This is a genomic window from Adhaeribacter aerolatus, assembly GCF_007991635.1.
Classification (GTDB): domain Bacteria; phylum Bacteroidota; class Bacteroidia; order Cytophagales; family Hymenobacteraceae; genus Adhaeribacter; species Adhaeribacter aerolatus.
In genome coordinates, this window is record NZ_BJYS01000047.1 from 14,442 (window position 1) to 29,765 (window position 15,324).

A 15,324-nucleotide genomic window follows, 5' to 3' on the forward strand; every position below is an offset into this window, starting at 1 on the left:
GATAAAATCTTTTAACTTTATTGCATTATAAAAGAGTTAAAATCGCCTATACACCCCACCCACAATACATCAATGTAGGTTATTCCTAGTTGCCGATGTATTTTAATTTGATTCTGATATAATAGCTGCGCAATTACTATTGCTGCCCGATAGTAATATCCACCATAACTTCTTTCTTTATGCTGAACAAATTAGCGAAAGATGAACTCTGGTTTAAAAGTTTTTGCCAAACCTCATCCCTACTTGCCGAAGTAATCCATACCATAGCGCAATCCGGAATTAAAATACAGGCCTTGCACTTTCAGGAAACTGCTACCAGCCCCGGTATAATATTTTTTGACAGCCACGCTAAGAAAGCAGCGGTATTAGAAGGAATTTTAGAACAAGCCCCCTTTTGCGAGCAGCAGCTAATAGCAATTTCACTGGATGTCATACCAAATGGCTTCTCCTGGCAATTATTGAGCGCCGGCGCTTCCGATGTTTTTATGTGGAACTCCGTCGAGAATCCGGTTCAGGTTTTAGCAGCCCGGCTAAGTTATTGGGATAAGGCAGATAAACAGTTGCAATATTTGCAAAGCAAGCTAATTGGGAAAAGTAATATTTGGCAGGCTGCCTTACGGCAAATCAGCGACATGGCTGCTACCGATTGTCCAATTCTTATCCTGGGCGAAAGTGGTACCGGCAAAGAACTCGTAACCAAAGAAATTCACCATTTAGATACCCGGAAAGATAAACAGGATTTGGTAGTAGTAGATTGCACCACCATCGTACCTAGTTTATCGGGCAGTGAATTATTTGGCCACGAGCGGGGCGCTTTTACGAACGCCATCAGTACCCGCGATGGGGCCATTTCTTTAGCCAATGGCGGCACCTTATTTTTAGATGAATTAGGCGATTTACCCGCCGCTCTACAACCCGAATTATTAAGAGTTTTACAAGAAGGAACCTACAAACGGGTAGGCAGCAATACGTGGCGCAAAGCCCATTTCCGGTTGATTAGCGCCACTAACCGCGATTTAGCCGAGGAAGTAAAAATAGGAAATTTCCGGCAGGATTTATTTTACCGGATATCCGGCTGGGTCTGTCATTTACCAGCCTTGCGCGAAAGGCGAGAGGATATTCCGCTGTTGGTTGATTATTTTTTGAAGAAAGTACATAAAAAAAATCAGCCGGTAGCGCCGGAAGTTTACCAATATTTATCCGCACGCGATTACCCGGGCAATGTCCGGGAATTGCAGCAACTGGTCAGTCGTATTGCCAACAAACACATTGGCGAAGGGCCTTTTACCGTAGGCGACATTCCGGAAGCCGATCGTCCGCATTTTCAGAATCGGGAATCTTTTTTCGGGAAAGAGGAATTGGCACAAGCCGTAAAAAGAATGATTTATGCCGGCCTGAGCCTGAAAGATTTAAAAGAAATTGTAACCAATATTGCCAAGGAAGTAGCCATTGATGATGAACATGGTAACCTGAAGCAGGCCGCTCAAAAACTAGGTTGCAGCGAACGAATTTTACAAATGCACAAAAAAACGGATATCTATATAAATCCCTATCTTAAAATTTGCTAAAAAACACTTAAAGCAAAATATTTAATTTTCTTTTCGAAAATATATTGAACGGGTAATAAATTTTTAAGCGGCTTATTACCCGTTCTTTCTTAATAAATAAGCTGTTTAATATTTCTCCTAAAAACTAAGGCGGTCGCCATTGGTGGTGTTATCGCCGCCAATTCTAAACCTTCTGCCAACTTACTTACTGGTGCCTCCGCAGGAAAGACAGCAGTTTCATCAAATTTATAAAAGACTAAACAACTTCATTATTTATTGCCGTTAAAAACCTTCCAGAACCTGTTGCAAAAGCGAACAAGAATTGTATCAAAAGCGAACAATTTTAATGTATAATTATTTCTAATACCATACAAAATATTGTATATCAAATAATTGCATTTGTGGCATTTTTATTATTGATTCAGCAGTAGGCCTCTTCCTCTCATTCCGAATAGATAGATAAGTTACAGAGGCTTAAAAAAATTTTACCTGGTTAGGAAAAATATTAAGCTGCTGATTATGTTCCAAAACTACTTTAAAATAGCCCTCCGGAATCTGCTGAAACAGAAGTTTTATACTATAATTAATGTGGCCGGTCTTACGCTGGGAATTTCGTGCTGTCTGCTTATTTTCCTGTTCGTGCAAAACGAGCTGAGCTACGATAAATTCCACGCTAAAGGCGACCGGGTTTACCGGGTGTTACGGGTAGCGGCCATGAACGGCGAGGAAGGCAAAATCCCCTACACCTCCGGTCCGTACGGACGCGCGTTGGTTACCGATTTCCCCGAAGATATTCAGGCTTCGGTGCGGGTAATGCCGGGCAACACCTTGGTTACCATCGGGAATAAATCTTTCCAGGAAAATCAAATTGTGCTGGCCGATTCTAATTTTTTCCAGGTGTTCAGTTTTCCGTTGGTAAAAGGTGATGCCAAAACCGCCTTGGCCGGACCCGATGACCTGGTAATCAGCGAGGAATTAGCTAAGAAATATTTCGGCACCGAAAACCCCATTGGTAAATTAGTGCAGTTAGATAAAACCGAAACCGGCAAAATAACCGGCGTAATGGCCAATGTGCCCGAAAATTCGCACCTGAAATTTGATATGGTAGCTTCGCTTAAAGCTGCCGAAAAGCAAGAATGGTTTTATGTTTGGCGCAACAATGCTTTGTATACCTACGTGCTGCTGCCGCCGGCAACGCAGGTACCGGCGCTGGAGGCTAAATTCCCGGCTTTTATGGATAAATACATGAGCAAGGAATTTAAAGAATGGGGCGGCAAAACCAATCTGGAACTACAGCCACTCCCCGAAATTTATTTAGCCGGCGGTACTATTTTCGACGGCGTTGAGCACGGCAGCCGCACCAACGTGTATATGTTTTCGGCCATTGCGTTGTTTATTCTGGTAATTGCCTGCATTAACTTCATGAATTTAGCTTCGGCACGTTCGGTAGGCCGGGCCAAAGAAGTGGGCGTGCGCAAAGTGCTGGGCGCTTATAAAAAGCACCTGATTGCTCAGTTCCTGAGCGAAAGTACCTTGCTGGCTTTTGTTTCGGTGGTACTTTCGGTGGGTTTGATTGCGCTGGTAATGCCGTATTTTAATGCCCTAGCGGAGAAAAACCTGGCGGTGCCGTTTGCCGACGTGCGGCTGTATTTGTTTTTGCTGGGCGTAGCGGTGCTGGTGGGCTTGCTGGCGGGCAGTTATCCGGCTTTCTTTTTGTCGGCTTTTCAGCCGGTAAAAGTGCTTAAGGGCCGGCTAACCACGGGTGCCGGTAACCCGGTAATGCGCAAAACGCTGGTGGTTTTTCAGTTTAGTATCTCCATCTTTCTGATTATTGGTACGGCTGTTATTTTCCGGCAGATGCATTACATGCAAAACAAGAACCTGGGTTTTACCAAAGAGCAGGTTATTAAAATGCCGCTGAGTAATGGCGAAATTCGTGAACGTGAGCAGACTTTTATCAGCCGGGTAAAACAATTGGCTGGGGTGAAAAATATTTCGGTCATGTCGGGTGAGCCCGGCGGCTTCCACGACCGGTTCTCGTTTGATGTTCCCGAAAAGCCAAACGAAAAATGGAGCTTCCGGACGGTTTTCACCGATTATGATTATTTACCAACCATGGGTATTAAACTAATAGCTGGCCGCAATATTTCAAAAGCTTTCCCCACTGATTCTACCAAGGCTATTATCCTGAACGAAAGTGCCGCGAAACACCTGGGCTGGACGCCGACCGAAGCCATTGGCAAAGAAATAGAAGACCAGGGATTCGGTACCGATATTCATAACCGCCGGAAAGTGGTAGGCGTGGTGCAGGATTACCATTTCTCATCGCTGAAAGACCCCATTGAACCAATGGTGATTATGATGCGCAACGACCACCGGGTAGCGGCCATCCGGTTAGCGCCCGGCAACCCCAAAGAAGCATTGGCTGCCATTAGCAAAGTATACGCCGAAACCGCGCCGCAATATCCTTTCGAATATACTTTCCTCGACGAGGAATTTGCCAAGCTTTACCGGACCGAACAAAAGCAAGCGCAAATATTTACCGTGTTTTCTATCCTGGCCATATTTATTGCCTGTTTGGGTTTATTTGGGTTGGCTTCTTACACCACCGAGCAACGCCGCAAAGAAATTGGTATCCGGAAAATATTAGGCGCTTCTACCGGCGGCATTGTTTCGCTGTTGTCGCTGGATTTCCTAAAACTGGTGTTGCTGGCTAATTTATTGGCCTGGCCCTTGGCCTGGTACGCTATGCACCAATGGTTGGCTAATTTTAGTTACCGCATTAATATGGGAGCAGCCATATTCGTGCTGGCGGGCGTGGTGGCTTTAATTATTGCCATTATCACCATCAGTTTCCAGGCAGTAAGAGTAGCGGTAGCCAATCCGGTTAACGCTTTGCGGGAAGAGTGATGCAGTTAGCAGTAAACCCTTAACAATCAGAATATTCATTAACAATTTTCCTACAGCCATCTGGCAGTAAAAAAAAATAACTATGTCTAGACTTTTAACCTTTCTGATTATTTTCCTGGTATTGGCTGGTCCGGGAAATGTGTTTGCGCAAAGCCAGCAGGGCCTCTGGTCGTTGGAGGAGTGTATAAATTATGCTTTAACCCACAACAGCGAGGTGCGGCAGAGCGAATTAGATTTGGAAGTGAGTCAGGCTACGCAGGCGCAGACCAAAGCGGCCTTGTTGCCAACCGGTAGAGCCGGGGCAGCGCACGGCTATAATTTTGGCCGCTCCATCAACCCTTTCACCAACCAGTACGTGGAAGAGCAAATCCAGACGAGTAACCTGAACCTGAATGCCAGTTTGATCTTATTTAACGGCCTGCAACTGCAAAACAGCCTGAAACAAACCGCTTTGGGCGTAAAGGCCAGCCAACAGGATCTGGAACAGGCTGCTAATACGGTATCACTAAATGTCGCGCTGGCGTACCTGGCTATTTTGCAAAACGAAGAACTTCTGGAAATTGCTACCCGCCAACTAACTACTTCCCAAGCGCAACTAGCGCGGGCCGATAAACTGGTGGCGGCCGGTGTAATGGCACAATCTACCCTGGCCGATTTGCAGGTTCAGGCCGGCAACGACGAACTGGAAAAAGTAAACGCCACAAATAATTTAAGTACCGCCAAACTGACGTTAATGCAACTAATGAATTTACCGGCCACCACCGATTTTCAGGTGCAAAAGCTTAACGTAAATGCCCTGACCCCCAACGCCTATGATAAAACTGCCACCGCTGTTTACGAAGTAGCGCAGAAAACCCAGCCCAGCATCATCGGGGCCGATTTGCGGGTAAAAAGCACGCAAAGGGGTGTGCAGGTAGCGCGGGGTTCCTTGTTGCCTGCCTTGTCATTGGTGGGCGCCATGGGTACGGCTTATTCCAGTGCGGTACCTACCAGCCGGTTTGTAGCCGATGGCACCGGTTTTACCCAGCAGGATGTAGCTTCCGAAACCGATTTTGTAATGGTAAACGGTACGCGTAAGCCCATTATTTCCACCAAGCAGGTACCCAACGGCAGCATGCAAGATTTCCTGTACTTCGACCAACTTCAGTTTAATTTAGGTAAATACGTGGGGCTGAACTTAAGTATTCCAATCCTGAATGGCTGGCAAGCCCGCAACCGCATCAGCAACGCCCAGATTGCGCGCAAGCGAGCCGAGTTCGCCGCCGATAATGCCCGCATCCAGCTCCGCCAAAATATTGAACTGGCTTTTACTAACTTATCAGCCGCCCAAACCCGTTTGGAAACTTCGCGAAAGCAAGCCGAAGCCTCTGCGGTAGCTTACCAGGCCGCACAGAAACGTTTTGAGAACGGTAGTGTTCACTTTGTAGATTTAAACCTGGCTAAAACCAATTACGATCGGGCGCAGCTAAACGAAGTACGGGCCAAGTACGATTATGTATTCCGGAAAAAAATTCTGGATTTCTATCAGAACAAACCGCTTACGTTGCAGGAGTAAGCCGTTAAGATTAAAGAAGGTGAAAGTAGCGGGGTTGTTTACATTAAAACTGCATTTGCCGCTCTTACCAAATATTATATAGAATATAGGGGTGCAGCAAAGGTCCAAGCGGACGCTTGAACCAGACTATTGATAGAATAACGTTTAGGAGAGATAGTATAATATTTTAATTATACTCAATGTGACTAGTAACACCAGCAAGCTACGGCAGCTTTTTCTAATACGTCTTATTTAGCTTTGGTAAAGAGCGAATCAACGAATTCGTGCTTATTAAACACCTGTAAATCATCAATTTTTTCGCCTACGCCAATATATTTTACGGGTATTTTAAACTCATCGGAAATACCAATTACCACGCCGCCTTTGGCCGTACCATCTAGTTTGGTAATAGCCAGGGCCGTAACATCGGTGGCTTTGGTAAATTCGCGGGCCTGCTGCACAGCATTTTGCCCGGTACTGCCATCCAATACCAATAAAACTTCGTGTGGTGCTTGTTCAATAAATTTCTGCATTACGCGCTTAATCTTCGAGAGCTCATTCATGAGACCTACTTTGTTGTGCAGGCGTCCGGCCGTATCAATTATTACTACGTCGGCTTCCATCTCTACGCCTCTTTTTACGGCATCAAAAGCTACCGAAGCCGGATCGGTGTTCATGCCGTGCGAAATAACGGGCACTCCTACCCGATCGCCCCAAATAATGAGCTGGTCCACGGCGGCGGCCCGGAAAGTATCGGCAGCGCCCAACACTACCTTTTTACCGGCTTTATGGAACTGGGCTGCCAGTTTGCCAATGGTGGTGGTTTTGCCTACGCCGTTTACGCCCACCACCATTATTACGTAAGGTTTAATATTGGCTGGCAGTACAAACTCATCGGTATCTTTGCCGGAGTTATTCTCTTCGAGTAGAGCAGCAATTTCTTCGCGTAATATCCGGTCCAGCTCACCCGTACTCACATATTTATCGCGGGCTACCCGGTCTTCAATCCGGCGGATAATCCGGATGGTGGTTTCCGCGCCTACATCCGCATGCACCAGCATTTCTTCCAGGTCGTCGAGCACCTCCTCATCTACTTTGGATTTGCCTATTACGGCTTTGCTCAACTGGTCAAAGAAACTGGTTTTGGTTTTTTCCAGTCCTTTATCCAGCGACTCTTTTTTTTCCTTATTGAAGAAATCAAAAATTCCCATAAATGCTATGCTGTACGCGAATAAAACGTAAAATCGTTAAAAAAATCTATAAACCAAAAAAGTCCCGGTAAAAGCGGGACTTCCTGATATTTTAAAAGATATCGGATGCTATTATTTGGCAGCCAAAAACTCCTGCACCTTATCTACAGGCACCATTTCTTCTCTAAAGGTGTAAGCGCCGGTTTTTTCGGACTTTACCGCCTTGATAACTTTTGCCCAGTCTTTGCCGGTAGCAGTTTTAAGGGTCGCAACTACTTTCTTAGCCATGGTTATTTAATTTCTTTATGTACAGTTACTTTTTTCAGATTTGAATTATACTTCTTCATTTCCAAACGCTCCGGAGTGTTTTTCCGGTTTTTGGTAGTGATGTATCTGGATGTACCGGGTACACCGGAATTTTTCTGCTCCGTACATTCCATTATTACCTGTACGCGGTTTCCTTTTTTAGCCATCTCAACTAGATATTTTTATTTTGGGACTGCAAATATAAAAGATTATTTCGGCAATAGCAACCCTCTTGCTTTAAAAACTTTATCCGCTCAGCATTAGCCATAATTCCTGTTGCGGCAGTAATATTTTAGCCCGGCAAAATTAAAATGGCACTATATTCGTTACTATTAACTTAGTACAAAAACTTTATGACAGATTTTCGGTAATATAAATGGCTTTGCTTTGATAAGGAATATAATTAGTTTTGCGGGTTATTTGCCGGCAGCCAGAGCCATCAGGTTTAAATTTTGCCCTTTATCTACTTACAATAAACTATGATAATAAATACACAGGTATCATGTATAATTCCGTTTTATAACGAAGGATACCGGGTTTTCCAGGTACTGGAAGTTGTAACGCAGATTAAAAGCATTACCCAGATTATCTGTGTCGATGATGGTTCTTCGGACAACACAGCAACGCTGATTCGGGAAAGCTGGCCGACAATTGAATTAATAATATTACCCAAAAACAAAGGTAAAGCCGAAGCCATCCGGCACGGCGTGCAAAAAGCCCGGAACGAAAATATTTTATTAATGGATGCGGATTTGCAATCGATTAATAAAGAAGAAGTAGAAAATGCCATTCAGGCTATTACTCGTCAAAACCTGGATATGCTTATTTTGCGGCGCATTAACGCCCCCTGGTTTGTGAAATTCGACCGCGGCGATATTTTATTGTCGGGTGAGCGCATTGTTAAGAAGAAAGATCTTGCTAAAATTTTGGATCAGCAGGTAAATGGCTACCAACTGGAGTTAGCAATTAATTTATACATGCAAAAGCACAAGCGGGCCGTCCGCTGGATGCCGTGGTCGGCTACGAATACTTATAAATCCAAAAAAATAGGTTTGGTAGAAGGTTATAAAAAAGAGTTTGAAATGTTTAAGGACATTGTGCTGTATGCCGGCCTGAAAAATATTTTTAAACAAATAACCTTTTTTGCCACCAAAGAGGTAGAGTCAGAAGAAAAGCACAAGAAAAGGAGTTTACAACATAAACCTAGCTTTTCAACCATCTTAAAACAAATGCCCGGCCACTAACCGGGCATTTGTTTTTTTTACCTCTCCCTGCTGAATGGCTGAGATAAACCCGCAAGCGCCAAAGCCACCAGCCGAATAATAGGCAATATTCACCAATAGAACTTACTAATTAATTCTTCCGGGTTAAAAAAACAACTTGAATACCTTGCCATTTAATGTTATACCAAATATCTTGAACGCTCTTCCACAGCAGAACTACGGTTATCTTGGTTGCACACACCTCACAGGTCTTTAACACCTGTGAGATTTTTATCTATGGCAGCTAGTTTATGCGAGTTAGTATTATTAGCTCACCATCACCTGCACAACGCAAAAAAGCAACGGAGAAAACAGGCTTTTAATTAAAGCTGCTGCTTTCTCCGTTGCCGAAAAAATATTTATCTAAAAACGGCAGGCTTACCCGATTAACCGGATTTAATCTGCAGGCACGGGTAAAAACTTAATCTAAAATATAAGTTACTTACCAGAACCGCTTCGTATTAATATACGATGTAACCTTCTGCTACTGCTTTTTTCAAAACAGCAGAAATACCGTTTTTATTGATAGTTCTGATAGCAGATGTAGATACTTTTAAAGTAATCCAGGCATCTTCTTCAGGAACATAAAATCTCTTTTTTTGCAGGTTAGGGTAAAACTTACGCTTGGTTTTATTGTTAGCGTGCGAAACATTGTTTCCTACCTGTGGTCTCTTTCCGGTTAAATCACAAACTCTTGCCATTGTAATATTGTCAGTTTATCTAAAGGGACGCAAATATCGGAATTTCTCTCGTAAAACCCAATAGCTGTACTAATATTTTTCTAAGCCGGCTTAGATGACGGGGCTTTTCTAAACCCATACGGGCAGTGCTTACAGCCGTTTTTACAGCAATAGCCGCGTTTTAGTTGGTATTTTTCGGTAAAAACCATCAGGCCCTGTTCGTTAAAATAATAGTCGCCGGGTTCTAATGGTGGTAATTTTGGTTTACTCAATTTAAAGTTAATCAGGTAATCGTTCTTATTTACCTAAGCAAAATAACGAATTAATTTTGTTAACCCTTCACCCCCCCGGCGGCGGCTTAATTTTTTATCTCTGCTTCTTTACCTACTTTTGCCCCGATGCGCCGTTATTATGAAAAGGCTTTCCAGCCCGCTATAATCCAGTTCCAGGTTAAACTTTTAACTTCCGAAGCTTATGCAGCACACCACCATTACCTCCAGCCAGGACGCCATTGCCCTCGAAGATAAATACGGCGCTCATAATTACCATCCGCTGCCGGTGGTGCTGGCACGCGGCGAAGGCGTGTTTCTCTGGGATGTAGAAGGCAAGCGCTACTACGATTTTTTATCGGCTTACAGTGCCGTAAACCAGGGCCATTGCCACCCGAAAATTATTAATGCCTTGATAGAGCAGGCGCAGGTATTAACGCTTACATCACGGGCTTTCTATAATAACAAACTAGGCGAATGCGAAAAATACATCTGCGACTATTTTGGTTACGACAAAGTGCTGCTGATGAACTCCGGCGCTGAGGCGGTGGAAACGGCTATTAAGCTGGCCCGCAAATGGGGTTACGAGCAAAAAGGCATTGCCAAACACGAGGCCGAAATAATTGTGGTAGAACAAAACTTTCACGGCCGCACCACCGGCATTATTTCTTTCTCTACCGATCCGGACTCAACGCGGGGCTTTGGACCTTACATGCCGGGCTATAAAGTAATACCATATAACAACCTGGAGGCGCTGGAAGAAGCCTTACAAAATCCGCATGTTTGCGGTTTTTTGGTAGAACCTATTCAGGGCGAAGCTGGTGTGGTGGTGCCGGATGCCGGCTATTTAGCTACAGCCAAGGCGCTTTGTCAGAAAAATAACGTGCTGTTGCTCGCCGACGAAATTCAAACCGGCCTGGGCCGGACGGGGCAATTATTGGCTTCTTGTTACGATGGCGTACATCCGGATATTTTAATTCTGGGTAAAGCTTTATCGGGTGGAGTTTTACCGGTATCGGCGGTGCTGGCAGCCGACGAAGTTATGTTGTGCATCAAGCCCGGCGAGCACGGTTCTACTTTTGGCGGCAATCCATTGGCTTGCGCCGTGGCAGTGGCGGCGTTAGAAGTAATCCGGGAAGAACACCTTTCAGAAAATGCCCGGATGCTGGGCGAAGTTTTCCGGCACCGGATGGAAACCCTTCGGATCAAATATCCACATTTAATTACGCTGGTGCGGGGCAAAGGCCTGCTGAATGCCGTGGTGATTAATCCAACACCCGATGGCCGCACCGCCTGGGATGTTTGCGTAGCCTTAAAAGAAAATGGTTTATTAGCCAAGCCTACCCACGGCGATATTATCCGGTTTGCCCCCCCGCTGGTCATTACCGAAGAGCAATTGCACGCGTGCTGCGATATTATTGCCCAAACCATTTCTGAATTTTAAAGATTAGCAATTTGTTAAAAGAAAGCTTAACCGCTATTTATTTTAAACGAACTTTATTTCGACTATGAGTAGTATGACCCGACGGCCCCGCCGCAACCGCAAATCCGAAGTAATCCGGAATTTAGTACAGGAAAACAGTGTAATCGTAAACGATTTAATATTCCCGATATTTGTAATAGAAGGCCAGAACCAGGCCGTTGAAATAGCCTCGATGCCCGGCATTTACCGCTACAGCACCGACCGGATGCTGGACGAAATTGCCGCCTGCGTAGATTTAGGTCTCAAAGCTTTCGCGCCTTTCCCCGTAATCAGCGAAGGTAAAAAAGACCGCTTTGCCACCGAAAGCTTTAACCCCGAAAACTTATTTGTAAAATTCATCGCCGAGGTAAAACGCAATTTCCCCGACGTGGTACTCATGACCGATGTAGCCATGGACCCTTACAGTTCTGATGGCCACGACGGCATTGTCGATAACGGCGAAATATTAAACGATGCTACCCTCGAAATATTAGCCAAAATGGCTCTGGCCCAGGCCCGCGCTGGCGCCGATATTATCGGGCCTTCGGATATGATGGACGGCCGGGTAGGCTTTCTGCGGAATTATTTAGATTCGAATGGCTTTCAGAACGTGGCCATTATGTCTTACACCGCTAAATACGCGAGTGCTTTTTACGGTCCTTTCCGCGATGCCCTGGATTCGGCTCCTAAATTCGGTGACAAAAAAACTTACCAGATGAACCCCGCCAACAGCCGCGAAGCCTTACTGGAGGCTGAATTAGACACCATGGAAGGGGCCGATTACTTAATGGTTAAACCCGGCTTACCTTATTTAGATATTGTGAAATCCTTGCGGGATCATTCGCATTTACCCATTGCGGTTTACAACATCAGCGGCGAGTACGCCATGGTTAAAGCCGCCGCGCAGAACGGCTGGATAGACGGAGAGCGGGCCATGTCCGAAATATTGCTCAGCTTTAAACGAGCCGGCGCCGATATTATCCTGACTTATTTTTCGAAAGAATATGCCCAATTATTGAAACGGTAATATTCATAGTTTTTTAACGAAAAGAGGCGGCTTTATAAGCCGCCTCTTTCGTTTCCCAATCTTTCTGCGGAAGCAAGCACCAGGAGTTCGAAGGAAACCAATATTGCCTATACCGTTTTACTTAGCTAAACCAAAACGCTCGGGGTTTCTTGATATTTTGTTAGTTCAGCAAAAAATAGCAGTAAACAAGGCCTTATACCAAATGTATATTTTTGCAATTTCACCAATTGTAAGCTTCTAAAATTTTGAAATTAGAACCAGTTCTTTTTTATTAATGGCCATTTCTAAAATTTAGAAAACCGCTTAAATATCTGTATCTTTTGCTTTTAAAGTCCTGATGTATGCTGAAAATAAAAGCTTTCGTAACCGCTATTCTGCTAACTACCGCTTTGATTAACGTGCCGCTTCAACTGCAGGCGCAGGCTATTGACCCAGCCATGCTCTGCCAAGGCAATTATTTTACCGAAGCCGAAGGTAAAGCCGCCTTAACCCAGTTTGCCAGTACTTACCACGACCGCAAGAGTTGGGAGAAGAGAGCTGAAATAATCCGGGAAGGTATTCGGGAAGGTGCACGCCTGGATAAATTGCCGGCTAATACCCCTCTGAAACCGATTATTCACAGCAAAAGAACGTACGATGGTTACACCGTAGAGAATGTAGCCTTCGAGAGCTTACCGGGTTATTTTGTTACCGGCAATTTGTATCGGCCGACTAAAACACAAAAATCTTACGCTGCTATTTTAGCGCCCCACGGGCACGGCAACAATCCGCGCTTTCAGGAGTATGTGCAGAAGCGCTGTGCCACGCTGGCCCGCATGGGCGCCGTGGTACTGGCTTACGACATGGCCGGTATGGGCGAATCGGACCAAAACACGCATAAATTTCCGCAGGCAGTAACTTTACTTAGCCGCAACAGCATGCGGGCTGTCGATTTTCTGTTAACCCTGCCGGGTGTAGATCCCAAGCGCCTTGGCGTAACCGGCGAATCGGGCGGTGGTACCCAAAGCTTTTTACTGACAGCCCTGGATAACCGGATTGCGGTTTCGGTGCCAGTGGTAATGGTATCGGCGCATTTTTTTGGCGGCTGTACCTGCGAAAGCGGTATGCCTATTCATAAAAGTCCGAACCACCAAACGAGCAACGTAGAAATTGCGGCCTTAGCGGCCCCGCGGCCCATGCTGCTGGTATCCGACGGAAAAGACTGGACGAAAAACACGCCCGAGGTAGAATATCCCTACATCCAAAATATTTATAAACTTTATAACAAAGAAAGCCTGGTTCAGAATGTACACCTGCCCAACGAAGGCCACGATTACGGCATAAACAAAAGAAAAGCGGCTTACGGATTTCTGGCCAAATACTTAAACTTATCTTTAAAGGAGGTAACGAATGCCAGCGGCGAAATTGACGAAAGCTTTGTTAAAGTAGAACCAGAAGCAACCCTGCGGGTATTTACCGCCCAGCATACCCGTCCGGCTTACGCCGTAATGGGCGATGAAGCAGTAGCACAAATGCTGGCTTCGTACGCCAAAGCCCAAAAGAAGTAGATATTGGTGCAGATCGGCCTTAATTTACCGGATAAATTAACTTTTGCATGACTCGGGTAAAAGCGATTTAATACCTAAAGTTTGAGAATAGCCCGGATAAATATCTAAAATTTTAATACATCTTTGCCCGATTCCGGTTAACTTTCAGGCTGCTTACCACCCTAAATATTGTTATTATATGAACATCGGCAAAGGCTACCATTTAACTTATTGCACCAATATTCATCCCGGCGAAAGCTGGGCCGCTGTTTACGAAAGTCTGCAAACCTACCTGCTCCCGCTAAAAGAGAAAATTTCGCCCAACAAACCTTTTGGCATTGGCTTGCGGCTATCGGCGCGGGCCAGCCTGGAATTGGAGCAGGAAAATAATTTACCGGAGTTTAAGAACTGGCTCGACGAAAACGGGCTGTATGTACATATCATTAATGGCTTTCCGTATGGCAGTTTCCATGGCACGGTTGTAAAAGACGAGGTACACCAGCCCGACTGGACGACACCCGAACGCCTGGATTACACCAAACGATTGGCCCGTATTTTATCTTATTTATTACCCCAGGAACTGGATGGCGGCATCTCGACCTCGCCGCTTTCTTATAAACCCTGGTTAAAAGGCAATGCGGTTAAAACCGAAGAAGTGCTGCGGCAAAGCAGCCAGCAACTAGCCCTGCTGGTAGAAGATTTGTACCATCGCCGGAGCCACACCGGCCGACTAATTCACCTGGATATTGAGCCGGAGCCGGACGGCCTGCTTGAAACCTCTGATGAATTTATAAACTTTTACGAACAATGGCTGATGCCGCAGGCTATTGATCATTTACAAAGCCGGATGGGTATGAGTAAAGCCAATGCCGAAGCGGCCGTGAAAACCCATATTCGGCTGTGCTACGATGTTTGCCATTTTGCCTTAGCTTACGAAGAACCAGCATTGGTTTTTGATCGCCTAGAGAAAAAAGGCATAAAAATCGGCCGGGTGCAAATTAGTGCGGCGCTTAAAGCCGATTTACCGGCCAGCACGGAAGAAAGGAATACCCTGGCTACCCAATTCGAACAATTCTCGGAATCTACTTATTTACACCAGGTGCTGGTGCGGAACAACAACGGCACCATTACGCAATACCCGGATTTACCGCAGGCTCTGCCCCACCTCTCCGACCCGAACGCCGTTGAATGGCGGTCGCATTTTCATGTTCCCATTTTCCTGGACCGCTATAACCAGTTGCAGTCTACCCAATCCGAAATATTAAAGGTACTGCGCCTGTTGGAAGCCAAACAAGTAACCAAATACCTGGAAGTGGAAACTTATACCTGGGATGTATTGCCCGCCGAAATAAAACAGGAACTGGGCGCTTCTATTCAGCGGGAACTGCAGTGGGTAATCCAGCATTTTAACGTACAGGAATAGCGTATGGCCTTGTCTTCCGTAAATAAATAATACTCAGATGTTGGAAGCTGTTTAATATTCAGATCAAAAGCCATAGCTATTGCCATTGGTGGTATTATCACCGGTGAAAGCACCCGGCAAGGGCAGCTGGCAAGCGAACTGTTGAAATTCTAAACAGCTTCATTAGTAGCAGATGGAATTAGGAACTC

Annotated in this window: 13 protein-coding genes; 8 read left to right on the forward strand and 5 right to left on the reverse strand. The window is 45.2% G+C overall.

The annotated features are described in order from the left end of the window. Nucleotides 1-179 precede the first annotated feature (179 nt). From AAE02nite_RS23260 to AAE02nite_RS23270, 3 genes are all read left to right on the forward strand, one after another. A complete protein-coding gene (locus AAE02nite_RS23260) occupies nt 180-1,568 on the forward strand; it encodes a sigma 54-interacting transcriptional regulator (RefSeq protein WP_146904108.1) in 1,389 nt (462 codons plus the stop codon). 498 nt (nt 1,569-2,066) lie between these two features. Beyond that, a complete protein-coding gene (locus AAE02nite_RS23265) occupies nt 2,067-4,457 on the forward strand; it encodes an ABC transporter permease (RefSeq protein ID WP_146904111.1) in 2,391 nt (796 codons plus the stop codon). A gap of 82 nt (nt 4,458-4,539) precedes the next feature. Further along, the gene (locus tag AAE02nite_RS23270) at nt 4,540-6,012 is read left to right on the forward strand and encodes a TolC family protein (RefSeq protein WP_146904114.1); all 1,473 of its coding nucleotides are present in this window, start codon (nt 4,540-4,542) and stop codon (nt 6,010-6,012) included. A 227-nt stretch (nt 6,013-6,239) separates the two neighbouring features. Here AAE02nite_RS23270 and ftsY read toward each other — a convergent pair whose 3' ends face one another. The 3 genes from ftsY to rpmG form a co-directional block, all read right to left on the reverse strand. Next, entirely contained in the window at nt 6,240-7,202 is a 963-nt protein-coding gene (gene ftsY / locus AAE02nite_RS23275) for a signal recognition particle-docking protein FtsY (protein ID WP_146904117.1), read from the reverse strand. A gap of 111 nt (nt 7,203-7,313) precedes the next feature. Continuing rightward, complete coding sequence (locus AAE02nite_RS23280) at nt 7,314-7,469, reverse strand: DUF4295 domain-containing protein (RefSeq protein WP_146904121.1); 156 nt, start codon at nt 7,467-7,469, stop codon at nt 7,314-7,316. A gap of 2 nt (nt 7,470-7,471) precedes the next feature. Continuing rightward, nucleotides 7,472-7,654 (reverse strand): 50S ribosomal protein L33, encoded by a 183-nt coding sequence (gene rpmG, locus AAE02nite_RS23285; RefSeq protein ID WP_146904124.1) that lies wholly within the window; start codon nt 7,652-7,654, stop codon nt 7,472-7,474. Between the two features lie 312 nt (nt 7,655-7,966). Between rpmG and AAE02nite_RS23290 the strand changes: the two genes are divergently transcribed. Then, nucleotides 7,967-8,731 carry a glycosyltransferase family 2 protein gene (locus tag AAE02nite_RS23290; RefSeq protein WP_146904127.1) on the forward strand — a complete coding sequence of 255 codons (765 nt, stop codon included), beginning with the start codon at nt 7,967-7,969 and terminating at the stop codon, nt 8,729-8,731. 479 nt (nt 8,732-9,210) lie between these two features. On the opposite strand, the gene rpmB is transcribed toward AAE02nite_RS23290, so the two are convergent. Both rpmB and AAE02nite_RS26430 read right to left on the reverse strand, forming a co-directional pair. After that, nucleotides 9,211-9,450, reverse strand: a complete 240-nt coding sequence (gene rpmB / locus AAE02nite_RS23295) for a 50S ribosomal protein L28 (protein ID WP_146904130.1) — start codon at nt 9,448-9,450, stop codon at nt 9,211-9,213. 80 nt (nt 9,451-9,530) lie between these two features. After that, nucleotides 9,531-9,701, reverse strand: a complete 171-nt coding sequence (locus tag AAE02nite_RS26430) for a C1orf53 family protein (RefSeq protein ID WP_170252676.1) — start codon at nt 9,699-9,701, stop codon at nt 9,531-9,533. A 202-nt stretch (nt 9,702-9,903) separates the two neighbouring features. On the opposite strand from AAE02nite_RS26430, the gene rocD reads away from it, so the two are divergent. From rocD to eboE, 4 genes are all read left to right on the forward strand, one after another. Continuing rightward, nucleotides 9,904-11,142, forward strand: a complete 1,239-nt coding sequence (gene rocD, locus AAE02nite_RS23300; protein WP_146904133.1) for an ornithine--oxo-acid transaminase — start codon at nt 9,904-9,906, stop codon at nt 11,140-11,142. A 73-nt stretch (nt 11,143-11,215) separates the two neighbouring features. Further along, nucleotides 11,216-12,187, forward strand: a complete 972-nt coding sequence (hemB, locus tag AAE02nite_RS23305; RefSeq protein WP_146904191.1) for a porphobilinogen synthase — start codon at nt 11,216-11,218, stop codon at nt 12,185-12,187. 341 nt (nt 12,188-12,528) lie between these two features. After that, nucleotides 12,529-13,734, forward strand: a complete 1,206-nt coding sequence (locus AAE02nite_RS23310) for an alpha/beta hydrolase (RefSeq protein ID WP_146904136.1) — start codon at nt 12,529-12,531, stop codon at nt 13,732-13,734. A 178-nt stretch (nt 13,735-13,912) separates the two neighbouring features. After that, nucleotides 13,913-15,136, forward strand: a complete 1,224-nt coding sequence (gene eboE, locus AAE02nite_RS23315) for a metabolite traffic protein EboE (protein WP_146904140.1) — start codon at nt 13,913-13,915, stop codon at nt 15,134-15,136. Nucleotides 15,137-15,324: the final 188 nt, after the last annotated feature.